11 protein-coding genes are annotated in these 11,609 nt (G+C 68.0%); 10 read left to right on the forward strand and 1 reads right to left on the reverse strand.

What is annotated here, in order from left to right; all coding sequences use genetic code 11:
• The first annotated feature begins 200 nt into the window (after positions 1-200).
• From pstS to B8460_RS15725, 10 genes are all read left to right on the forward strand, one after another.
• Complete coding sequence (pstS, locus tag B8460_RS15680) at positions 201-1,208, forward strand: phosphate ABC transporter substrate-binding protein PstS (RefSeq protein ID WP_199445669.1); 1,008 nt, start codon at positions 201-203, stop codon at positions 1,206-1,208.
• A 46-nt stretch (positions 1,209-1,254) separates the two neighbouring features.
• Positions 1,255-2,226 (forward strand): phosphate ABC transporter permease subunit PstC, encoded by a 972-nt coding sequence (gene pstC / locus B8460_RS15685; protein WP_199445670.1) that lies wholly within the window; start codon positions 1,255-1,257, stop codon positions 2,224-2,226.
• Between the two features lie 9 nt (positions 2,227-2,235).
• Complete coding sequence (pstA, locus tag B8460_RS15690; RefSeq protein ID WP_048862551.1) at positions 2,236-3,090, forward strand: phosphate ABC transporter permease PstA; 855 nt, start codon at positions 2,236-2,238, stop codon at positions 3,088-3,090.
• Between the two features lie 238 nt (positions 3,091-3,328).
• On the forward strand, positions 3,329-4,255 hold the full coding sequence (locus B8460_RS15695) for a class II glutamine amidotransferase domain-containing protein (protein WP_048862552.1): 927 nt from the start codon (positions 3,329-3,331) through the stop codon (positions 4,253-4,255).
• The gene (locus tag B8460_RS15700) at positions 4,252-4,947 is read left to right on the forward strand and encodes a protein glxC (protein WP_048862560.1); all 696 of its coding nucleotides are present in this window, start codon (positions 4,252-4,254) and stop codon (positions 4,945-4,947) included. Before B8460_RS15695 ends, B8460_RS15700 begins: the two co-directional genes overlap by 4 nt.
• Positions 4,948-4,954: 7 nt before the next feature.
• Positions 4,955-6,283: an FMN-binding glutamate synthase family protein gene (locus B8460_RS15705; protein WP_048862553.1), complete on the forward strand. Its 1,329-nt coding sequence runs from the start codon at positions 4,955-4,957 to the stop codon at positions 6,281-6,283.
• Positions 6,284-6,344: 61 nt separating this feature from the next.
• Positions 6,345-7,670, forward strand: coding sequence for a type III glutamate--ammonia ligase (glnT, locus tag B8460_RS15710; protein ID WP_048862554.1), 1,326 nt, complete (start codon positions 6,345-6,347; stop codon positions 7,668-7,670).
• A gap of 74 nt (positions 7,671-7,744) precedes the next feature.
• A complete protein-coding gene (locus B8460_RS15715) occupies positions 7,745-8,404 on the forward strand; it encodes a helix-turn-helix domain-containing protein (protein WP_048862555.1) in 660 nt (219 codons plus the stop codon).
• A 131-nt stretch (positions 8,405-8,535) separates the two neighbouring features.
• Entirely contained in the window at positions 8,536-9,858 is a 1,323-nt protein-coding gene (locus tag B8460_RS15720; RefSeq protein WP_048862556.1) for an NAD(P)/FAD-dependent oxidoreductase, read from the forward strand.
• A gap of 528 nt (positions 9,859-10,386) precedes the next feature.
• Positions 10,387-11,181, forward strand: a complete 795-nt coding sequence (locus B8460_RS15725) for an enoyl-CoA hydratase/isomerase family protein (protein ID WP_048862557.1) — start codon at positions 10,387-10,389, stop codon at positions 11,179-11,181.
• Here B8460_RS15725 and B8460_RS15730 read toward each other — a convergent pair.
• A partial coding sequence (locus B8460_RS15730) for an alpha/beta fold hydrolase (RefSeq protein ID WP_048862558.1) occupies positions 11,178-11,609 on the reverse strand: 432 nt, incomplete at its 5' end. The genes B8460_RS15725 and B8460_RS15730 overlap by 4 nt on opposite strands.

Here is an 11,609-nt window from a genome sequence, read left to right on the forward strand (position 1 = left end):
GATCGTTCCGGGCCCTTCGCAGACGCGTACGCCCAGGAGCAGCTCCAACGGACGGCCCGGCCCCACGAAGCGCGCGGTCCGCGCGCGCGCGACGACCAAGCCCCTGTCACCAACGTGTCATCCAACCGGCGTTCGGTTACTCTAGAACCCAACTCACTCGGACGGGAATCAGAGGGGAACCCATGCGTCTAGTAGCGACCGTGCTGACGGGATTGCTGACGTTCGGCGCAACTGCGTCGGCGGTATCGGCAGCCACGCAAATTACCGGAGCGGGTTCGACCTTCGATTACCCGCTCTTTTCGAAGGCATTTTATATCTACAGCGAATCCCATTCCGACGTGACCGTGAATTACCAGTCCATCGGCAGCGGCGGCGGGATCCAGCAGTTCACGGCAAAGACCGTGGATTTCGGTGCCAGCGACGTACCGATGGACGCCAAGGAGCTGGCGAGAGCCAAGGACCCGGTCCTTCAAATCCCGATCACGCTGGGCGGCGAGGGCATTGCTTACAACTTGCCGGGCATCGCCAAGGGGCTACACCTGTCGCGCGAAGTCGTGGCAGACATCTATCTCGGCAAGATAGGCAAGTGGGACGATCCGGCGATCGTCACCCTGAATCCGGGGATGAAACTCCCGTCGATGCCGATCACCGTCGTGCACCGTTCGGACGGCTCCGGGACCACGTATATCTTCACTGATTTTCTGAGCAGCGTTTCTCCCGCCTGGAAGCAGAAAGTCGGTGCCGGGAAGAGCGTGAGTTGGCCAGCATCGAGCAGCGTCGGCGGCAAGGGAAATGAAGGCGTGGCGGGCTTGGTACGCCAGACGCCGGGCGCGATCGGCTATGTCGAGCTCGCGTATCTGCTCCAGAACGACATGACCTATGCGCTTCTCCAGAACAAGGCCGGCAGCTATCTCTATCCCGATATCGCGACCGTCGCCGCTGCCGCCGCGACCAAGCCCGACGTGAGTTCGACGGATTTTTCAATCGTCGATACGTCGTGCAAGGACTGCTATCCGATCAGCGGATATTCGTGGGCGCTCGTCTACAAGAAGCCGTCCGACCCTCATCGAGGCGCGCTGGTGAAGCAGGTCATGGAGTGGATGGCGACGACGGGGCAGCCAATCGCCAAAACGATTGGTTACGTGCCTCTTCCGGAAAACGTCCAGAAGCGCGCCGCAGCCATCCTAGAGCAGATGGAAGTGAAGTAGCTTCAGCCGCAGTGGTCGTCCCGGCACCAGGATGTGCAGCCAGATCATGTCCCCATCAACGGACTTCGCCGGCGCGGCCGGGATGACCACTCCTACACGGCGGCATAAGAAGCCGGACTGGCTGGCATCAAAGATATTCACGGTTGCCCTCTACGGGTCCTGCGTCGTTTTTCTGCTGCTGATCGCAGGCCTCGTGGAGGAATTGGTTCGCGGGTCGATGCTCTCACTCCGAACGTTCGGCCTGGGGTTTCTCTGGAGCAGCGAATGGAATCCCGTTACCAGTCAGTTCGGGGCGCTGCCGTTTATTTACGGTACGGTCGTTAGCTCGGCGGTCGCGCTTCTGCTGGCGGCCTTCAGCGGCGTGCTGGCCGGCATATACCTCGCCGAATTCGCACCCAGGCGCGTGGCTACGGGCCTGGCGCTGCTGATCGAGCTGCTGGCCGCGGTGCCCAGCGTCGTCTATGGCTTGTGGGGCCTTTTCGTGCTCGCGCCGTTCGTGACGAACTGGCTTGGCCCGTTGCTGCAGGCAACGTTGGGCTTCCTGCCGATATTCCAGGGAAACATATTCGGCGTGAATATGCTCCTGGCGGGGCTCATCCTCGCCCTGATGATCGTGCCCACGATCGTGGTCGTCACCCGGGATCTCATTCTCGCGATGCCGATGCGTTACCGCGAGGCATCAATCGCGCTCGGCGCCACGCGGTGGGAGGCCGTATCGAAAGTCATCCTTCCCGCGCTGCGGCCCGGAATCTTCGGCGCATGCATGCTTGCGCTTGGACGGGCACTCGGAGAGACCATCGCAACGACGATGGTGATCGGTAACCGTCCCGCGATATCGGTCTCGCTCTTCGCACCCGGCTATACGATGGCGAGCGTCATCGCGAACGAGTTTACGGAAGCAACGACCAATATCTACTTAAGCGCCCTGGTCGAACTCGGTCTTCTCCTGCTGGTGATAAGCGTCATCGTCAATGGCGCCGGGCGTCTCTTGCTGCGTCTCCTCCAGCGCTCCGCGTAGGGCAAAGCCATGGCAACCGCACTTTTCAAATCGTCACGGCGTGCCAAAGGACTATTGTGGACAGCGGGCGCCGCCCTGTGTGCCGGCGGCACGGCCGTCATTCTCTTGCTGATCATGGGTTACGTCGTGGTGCAGGGAATTGGCGCGCTCTCCTGGTCCTTCATCACGCATCTGCCGCATCCCATCGGCATCCCGGACGGAGGGGTGGCGAACGGAATCGTCGGCACCCTGATCATTGTCGGCATCGCCGCCGTCATTGCCTTTCCGATCGGTATTCTGCTGGGCATCTATGTCGGTGTGTATGGCCATCGACACACGGCAAACGCGATCCGATTTTGCGCGGATGTGCTGGCCAGCGTTCCCAGCATCACGATCGGCGTGTTCGCCTATGCCCTGCTGGTTGCGCCATTCAAGCATTTCTCTGCCATGTCGGCCTCATTCGCCTTTGCCATCCTCATGGTGCCGCTGATCGTGCGGACCACGGAAGGCGCCATCCGCATGGTGCCGATCGAAATGCGCGAGGCGGCGGTTGCCCTTGGCGCGACTGACTTCCAGGCCATGGCGCGATGCACCCTCATCGCCGCGCGCCCGGGTATCGTGACGGGGTTGCTTCTGGCGCTGGCGCGCGTCACGGGGGAGACGGCGCCACTCCTGTTCACGGCGTTCGGGAGCCAGTTCTGGGAACTGAATCCGAATAACCCGATGGCCGAACTGTCGCTGCAGATCTTTACGTACGCGATCTCGCCCTATCGCGAATGGCACGAGCAGGCCTGGGGCGGGGCGCTGATCCTCATACTTGCCGTGTTTGTCCTCAGCCTGGCGGCACGCCTCGCTCTTCGCCGCCAGCCATCCGCGAACGCCTGAGTATCGGGCGCCGCCAACTCCGGTATTTCCGGAGGCGTTCGGGAACGCGTCGGGACGGTGTTGGACTGCGTTGATTGGCGGTGCCATGGCAGACAATCGCGCAGCCCGCGACGTGTGCGCCGCTGCCTCTCGCGCATTTCCTGTGAAGAAACCTTGATTATCTATAGTTGACGTTCCTCCCGCGGCCCTGCTACCTGTTTCGCCTGTTCAAGGGCGCTGGCGTCTGGGGGCGCGGGTCATGTGCGGGATTGCCGGGCTGTTCCTGAAGTCGCCGGCGCTGGAGGGCTCGCTCGGCGCGCTGCTCGCGGGGATGCTCGACGTTCTGGCGGGGCGCGGGCCGGACAGCACCGGGTTTGCCATCTATGGCGACGAGGCGGCGGCGCCGGGGATGGCGGCAGGCGACGCGCGCGTGCGACTGACTTTGCGCGGTCTCGCGGGCGCGGACGCGCCGGGGCTGACGCGCGCCGTCGCGGCGGGGCTGGAGGGCGGCGATGCCGACCTCGTGCTGCGCGACGACCATGCGGTCCTGCTGGTGCCCGAGGCGCAGGAGGCGGCGGCGCGGGCGCTGATCGCGCGGGTGGCACCCTCGGCGCGGGTCGTCGCGTCCGGGCGGCGCATCGAACTCTACAAGGGCGTGGGCCTGCCGGCCGAGGTCGCGACGCGCTTCGACCTGGCGGCGATGCGCGGCACGCACGCGATCGGGCACACGCGGATGGCGACCGAATCCGCGGTGACGGTGGCGGCCGCGCATCCGTTTTCGACCGGACCGGACCAGTGCCTCGTGCACAACGGCTCGCTGTCGAACCACAACGCGCTGCGCCGGACGCTTCGGCGCGAGGGGCTCGCGTTCGAGACGGAGAACGATACCGAGGTCGCGGCCGGCTACCTGACATGGCGGATGCGCCAGGGCATGACGCTGGAAGCGGCGCTGGCGGCGGCGCTCGATGATCTCGACGGGTTCTACACGTTCGTCGTCGCGACGCGCACCGGCTTCGGCGTGCTGCGCGATCCGATCGCGTGCAAGCCGGCGGTGATGGCGGAGACGGGCGATTATGTCGCCTTCGCGTCCGAGTACCGCGCGTTGGCGGGGCTGCCGGGGATCGAGGCGGCACGGCTGTTCGAGCCGGACGCGGCGCGCGTCTATGTGTGGGAACGCGCGGCGTGACGGCGGCGACGGTGATCGACCTCGACGTGGCGACGGTGCGCGACCTCAACGCGCGGCTGCAGGCGCTGGGCCGCGACAGCAATCTCGGGCCGGTGCATGTCCGCCACCCGCGCGGGCGGCACGCGCTCGCCGTCGGCGTGAGCGCGCCGGTGGACATCCTGCTCGACGGGCCGGTCGGGTACTATGCAGGCGGGATGAACGACGGGGCGCGCATCGTCATCGACGGCAACGCCGCGACGGGTGTCGCCGAGAACATGATGGCGGGCCTCGTGCGGGTGCGCGGCGACGCCAGCCAGTCTGCGGGCGCGACGGCGCATGGCGGGCTGCTGGTGATCGAGGGCAATGCCGGCGCGCGCTGCGGCATCTCGCTGAAGGGCGCGGACATCGTCGTGGGTGGGTCGGTCGGGCACATGAGCGCGTTCATGGCGCAGTCTGGCACCCTCGTCGTGTGCGGCGACGCGGGCGAGGCGTTAGGCGACAGCCTGTACGAGGCGCGGCTGTTCGTGCGCGGCGCGGTGCGCAGCCTCGGCGCGGATTGCGAGGAGAAGCCGATGGGCGCGGCGGAACGCGCGCTGGTGGCCGCACTCCTCGACCGCGCGGGAATGGCCGCGATCGACGCCGCGTCGTTCCGCTGCTTCGGCTCGGCGCGGCGGCTGTATCACTTCCATGTCGACAACGCCCAGGCCTATTGAGGCGCCGATGCCAGCCGACACGCCCCGCACGCCGCCGCGCGTCTCCGCCACCTTCGACCGCGCGACCATCGCCGAGATCCAGCGCGCGGCGGCGACCGGTATCTATGACATACGCGGCGGCGGGGCGAAGCGTCGCCTGCCGCATTTCGACGACCTGCTGTTCCTCGGCGCGTCGATGTCGCGCTATCCGCTGGAAGGCTATCGCGAGCGGTGCGGGACGGACGTCGTGCTCGGCACGCGCCACGCCAAGACGCCGATCGAGATCAGGATCCCGATCACCATCGCCGGCATGAGTTTCGGCGCGCTGTCGGGCAACGCCAAGGAGGCGCTGGGGCGCGGCGCGACCATCGCCGGCACGTCCACCACCACCGGCGACGGGGGCATGACGGAGGAGGAGCGCGGGCATTCGCGCTCGCTGATCTATCAGTACCTCCCGTCGCGCTACGGCATGAACCTGCGCGACCTGCGGCGGTGCGACGCGATCGAGATCGTGATCGGCCAGGGTGCGAAGCCGGGCGGCGGCGGCATGCTGCTCGGCCAGAAGATCACCGACCGCGTGGCCGCGATGCGCGACCTGCCGCCGGGGATCGATCAACGCTCCGCGTGCCGCCATCCCGACTGGACGGGGCCGGACGACCTGGAGATCAAGATCGAGGAACTGCGCGAGCTGACCGGCTGGGAGAAGCCGATCTTCGTCAAGATCGGTGCGAGCCGGCCGTATTACGACGTGGCGCTGGCGGTGAAGGCGGGCGCGGATGTCGTCGTGCTCGACGGCATGCAGGGCGGCACGGCGGCGACGCAGGAGGTGTTCATCGAGCATGTCGGCCTGCCGACGCTCGCGGCCATACGCCCCGCCGTGCGCGCGCTGCAGGAGCTCGGCATGCATCGCCGCGTGCAGCTGGTCGTCTCGGGCGGCATACGCAGCGGCGCGGATGTCGCCAAGGCGCTGGCGCTGGGGGCAGATGCGGTGTCGATCGGCACGGCGGCGCTGATCGCGCTCGGTGACAACGCGCCGGCGCTGGAGGCGGAGTATCAGGCGCTCGGCACCACCGCCGGCGCCTATGACGACTGGCACGAGGGGCGCGATCCGGCGGGCATCACGACGCAGGACCCGGCGCTGGCGGCGCGGCTCGATCCGGTGCTGGGCGGGCGCCGGCTCGCCAACTATCTCGCGGTGATGACGATGGAGGCGCAGGCGATCGCGCGCGCCTGCGGCAAGAGCCATCTGCACAACCTGGAGCCCGAGGACATGGTCGCCCTGACCATGGAGGCGGCGGCGATGACGCAACTGCCGCTTGCCGGCACCGACTGGTATCCCGGCAAGGCGCCGGGCTGAGACGCGTCGACCGGATCACACCGCACCGCGCCCTTCCATCAGACAGCAGAACGAGGCGGACATGAGTGCCACGACGGCAGACCCTGGCCAGACCGATCTGGCCGCCATCGCCGCCGATCGCGGCATCCGCTATTTCCTGATCTCCTACACCGACCTGTTCGGCCACCAGCGCGCGAAGCTCGTGCCGGCGCAGGCGATCGCGGAGATGCAGGCGAACGGCGCGGGGTTCGCCGGCTTCGCCAGCTGGCTCGACATGACGCCGGCCGATCCCGACATGCTCGCCGTGCCCGATCCGTCGAGCCTCGTGCAGCTGCCGTGGCGGCGCGAGGTCGGATGGCTCGCCTCCGACCTCTATATGGCGGGCACGCTCGTCGAACAGGGGCCGCGCAACACGCTCAAGCGCGTGATCGGACAGGCCGCGACGCTCGGCTACACCCTCAAGACGGGCGTGGAGTGCGAGTTCTTCCTGATCACGCCGGAGGGCGAGGCGATCGCGGACGCGGCCGATACGGCGTCCAAGCCCTGCTACGATCAGGCCGCGCTGATGCGCCGCTATGACGTAATCACCGAGATCTGCGACGCGATGCTGGAACTCGGCTGGGGCGCCTATCAGAACGACCACGAGGACGCCAACGGCCAGTTCGAGATGAACTGGCAGTATGACGACGCGCTCGTCACCGCCGACCGGCATGCCTTCTTCAAGTTCATGGCGCGCTCGATCGCGGAGCGACACGGCCTGCGCGCGACGTTCATGCCCAAGCCGTTTCCGACGCTGACCGGCAACGGCTGCCACGCGCATGTCTCGCTCTGGCAGGACGGGCGCAACGCCTTCGCCGATCCGGCGGGCGAGCTTGGCGTGTCGTCGGTCGGCTATCACTTCCTCGGCGGCATCGTCGCGCATGCCGAGGCGCTGTGCGCGCTGCTCGCGCCGACGGTGAATTCGTACAAGCGGCTGAACGCGCAGCCGACGCAGTCGGGCGCCACGTGGTCGCCCAATTCGATCACCTACACCGGCAACAACCGCACGCACATGATCCGCATCCCCGACGCCGGCCGGTTCGAGCTGCGGCTGGCCGACGGCGCGGCCAATCCGTATCTGTTGCAGGCGGGCGTGCTGGCGGCCGGGTTGGACGGCATCGCGGCGGCGCGGGATCCGGGCCCGCGGCTCGACATCGACATGTACAACGAGGGCCATCGCGTCAGCGACGTGCGCCGGCTGCCGCTCAACCTGCTGGACGCGGTGCGGGCGTTCGAGGGATCGGAGCTGCTGCGCGACCGTCTCGGCGCCAGCTTCACGCGCGCCTATGCGCGGCTCAAGCATCAGGAATGGACCGACTACACGAACCACCTGACGCAGTGGGAACGCGACACCACGCTGAATTGCTGAACGCGTGACAGCGCGGGGCGCGCGGGCCTAGGCTTCCGGGGCGCGCGATGATGCGCGCGGGGACGGGACGCGCGATGGCAAAGGGCAGCGCGACGCGGGACACGGGCGGCGTCGCGGCGGCCGACGACTTGGCCACCGGGTCGGGCGCGTCGGTGGCGGACGGGCACACGCTCGAACAGGCGCTCGGCATGCAGGTGCGGGCGCTGCGCCGCCGCGCCGACCTGACCGTCGCGGAGCTAGCCGGGGAGGCCGGGATCTCCACCGGCATGCTGTCGAAGATCGAGAACGGGCAGATCTCGCCCTCGCTCGCGACGCTGCAATCGCTGTCCAAGGCGCTCAACGTGCCGATCACGCAGCTCTTCGCGACGTTCGAGGAGCGGCGGGACTGTTCGTTCGTGCGCGACGGACAGGGCGTCATCATCGAGCGGCGCGGCACCAAGGTGGGGCATCGCTACAGCCTGCTCGGCCACGGACTCGGCGGGCCGGTGGTCGTCGAGCCGTACCTGATCACCCTGCACGACGAGGCGCAGCCCTACACGGGCTTCCACCATGCCGGCACGGAGTTCATCTACATGCTGACCGGCGAGGTCGTGTACCGCCACGGTGACCAGACCTACCATCTGCGGCCCGGCGATGCGCTTATGTTCGACTCCGCCGCGCTGCACGGGCCGGAGCGGCTGATCACCAAGCCGATGACCTATCTGTCGATCATCGTCTATCCGCGCGAGGGCTGACGCGGACGCGGACGCGGACGCAAACGCCGGCGGCGGTTTATCTTCAGGCAAGTTTGGTTCCCACGGATTGACGCGGCCGGGCGCCCTGCCTTATCCGTGATGACAACCCACGTTGCGGGCCGGAGACGCCGATGCTGCCGATCGACACCATCGAGAGCGACGCGGGCGAGAGCGACACGCCGCTGCCGCCGCGGGCGGACGTAGTGGTGATCGGCGGCGGCGTGATCGGCGTCTGCACGGCGCTGTCGCTGGCGGAGAAATCGCTGTCCGTCGTGCTGTGCGAAAAGGGCGTGATCGCGGGCGAGCAATCCAGCCGCAACTGGGGCTGGTGCCGCACCATGGGGCGCGATCCGGGAGAGATCCCGCTCGCGCTCGAAAGCCTGCGCCTGTGGCGCGGCATGAACGCGCGCGTGGGCGCGGAGACGGGATTTCGCGCGGCCGGCACGATGTATGTGTGCGACGACGCGCGCGCGCTCGCCAAGCAGGAGGCGTGGCTCGATCACGCGCGGCAATACCAGATCGAGGCGCGCATGCTCGGCCCCGACGCGGTGGCGGAGGCGCTGCCCGGCGCGCGGCGGCGTTTCGCCGGCGGCATCCACACCCCGACCGACGGGCGCGCCGAGCCGTTCCAGGCGGTGCCCGCGATCGCCCGCGCCGCACAGGCGGCGGGGGTTGCGATCCTGGAGCACTGCGCCGTGCGCGGGATCGAGCGCACGGCCGGGCGCGTCGGCACGGTGGTGACGGAGCGCGGGCGGATCGATTGCGGTGCCGCGGTGCTGGCGGGCGGCGCGTGGTCGCGGCTGTTCTGCGGCAACGCGGGTATCGTGCTGCCGCAGCTCAAGGTGCTGGGATCGGTGCTGCGCACGACGCCGCTCGACGGGCCGACCGAGGGCGCGGTGGGCGGCAGCGACTTTGCGTTCCGCAAGCGCCTCGACGGCGGCTATACCGTCGCGCGGCGCAACGCCAACGTGGCCGACATCGTGCCAGACAGTTTCCGTTTCCTGCGCGACTTCGCGCCCTCGATCCCGACGAGCTGGCACGAGCTGCGCTTTCGCATCGGGGCGGCGTTCGTGCGCGAGTGGCGGGTGCGCAGGCGGTGGTCGCTGGACGAGGCGAGCCCGTTCGAGGAGGTGCGCGTCCTCGACCCCGCGCCGACGCGACGGCTGCTGGACGAGGTGTGGGGCACGCTCGCCCGCGACTTCCCGGCGTTCGCGCAGGCGCGGGTGGCGCAAAGCTGGGGCGGCCTGATCGACGTAACGCCCGACGCGGTGCCGGTGATCTCCGGCATCGACGCGCTGCCGGGGTTCTATGTCGCGACGGGGTTTTCCGGGCACGGCTTCGGCATCGGACCGGGCGCGGGGCGGCTGATGGCGGATATCGTCGCGGGGGATGCGCCGGTCGTTGATCCGGGGCCGTTCAGGTATAGGCGGTTCGCGAGCACGCGGGCCGCGTAGGGTGGGCTTCAGCCCACCGTGGTTTGGAGTTGGGTCGGTGGTGGCGGTGGGCTTGTGACGGTGGGCTGAAGCCCACCCTACTCCGCTACTCGCTAGTCCCGCCAGCGACTGCTATCGTCACGGATGGACGCTTGTAGCCCTACTGTCCAGGTCCACAGATTAGACCGCTCAACTAGTAGAGGTCGTTTCGTTATGAAGTTTACTTTAGAGTTTTTCTGGATCAGACCAGATGGAGAAAATGAACCTCTCTTCAAGCCTCTGACCCTTGATTTCGAAAGCGTCGAAGAGGCTCGTCGGATCTTTCTCGCGGTAACCAATCAACCGAATATTCCTGCACATTCAATAACCTTAAAATCAGAGGATTGTTCTATTTCCGAGCGCTGGTTCCAAATCGACGGGAAGTGGGGCAGAACGTAAAACTAGCGTCCTTGCTTCAGGATGTTTGCCTGAGTAGGTTCCGCTTGTCCTCGCACCTGCGTTAAGGGTGCGAGTTATTACGATACCCTGGCCACTCCACCGGAACCCCCCATGCCCGACACCTACCCCACCCTCCGCCTCGACCGCCCGCACCCTGACGTGCTCCGCGTCACGCTCGACCGGCCCGACGCACGCAATGCGCTGAACACGCAGATGGGCCACGATCTGCTGCACGTCTTCGACGGGCTGGCGGCGGATCCGGAGCATTGCCGGGCGGTGGTGCTGACCGGCGCGGGGGACCGGGCGTTCTGCGCGGGGGGCGACCTCAAGCAGCGGCTTGGCATGACGGATGCGCAGTGGCAGGCGCAGCATCTGGTGTTCGAGCGGATGGCGCGCGCGCTGATCGACTGTCCGGTGCCGGTCGTCGGCGCCGTCAACGGGGCGGCGTATGGCGGCGGGTGCGAGATCGCGCTGGCGTGCGACTTCATCTATGCGGCGCGCACCGCCCGCTTCGCGCTGCCGGAGGTCACGCTCGGCATCATGCCGGGCGCGGGCGGGACGCAGACGCTCGCGCGCGCGGTGGGCGAGCGGCGGGCGAAGGAATTGCTCCTCAGCGGCCGGCCCTGGACGGCGGAGGAGGCGGCGGCGTGGGGCATGGTCAACCGCGTGTGCGAGCCCGACGCGCTGGCCGACGCCGCGCTGGAAATCGCCGTGACGATCGCCGCCAACGCGCCGATCTCCATCCGCCAGGCCAAGCGCGCGATCCATCACGGCCTGTCGCTCAGCCTCGCGGACGGGATGCTGTTCGAGATCGAGGCCTATAACCGCATGGTCCCGACCGAGGACCGGCGCGAGGGCGTGGCGGCGTTCAACGAAAAACGCCGCCCCGTGTTCAAGGGACGCTAGCCCCCCTCGGGCCGATACTCCTCGTCGAGGAAGGCGCGGATCGCGTCGTAGGCCTGTCCCCGGTTGCGTTCCAGCAGCACCATGTGCGTGCCCGCGCCGATCTCCACCCAGCGGCGATAGGGCGCGCCGGTCAGCCGCGCGAACAGGGCGGAAGTGCGGTCGAGCGTCACGTCCGCGTCCCATTCGGCATGGACCAGCAGCACCGGCGCGCGGATCGCGGACGGGTCGTAGACGGGCCGGCCGGCCGTCCAGTATTCGCGCACGTCGAGCACCGCGCCCGCGGGGACGCGCAGGATGGGCGGGTCCTCGGCCGCGCCCTCGGGATCGTCGGCAAGCGTCGCCGTCGCCCATTGCTCGAACCAACCGTTCGGCAGCAGCGTCGCGCGCGCCTCCGGCGGCGCCGCGTCGAGCCAGCGCGCGCGCCCCGC

Origin of the sequence: Acidisphaera rubrifaciens HS-AP3 (genome assembly GCF_000964365.1) — a bacterium.
Classification (GTDB): domain Bacteria; phylum Pseudomonadota; class Alphaproteobacteria; order Acetobacterales; family Acetobacteraceae; genus Acidisphaera; species Acidisphaera rubrifaciens.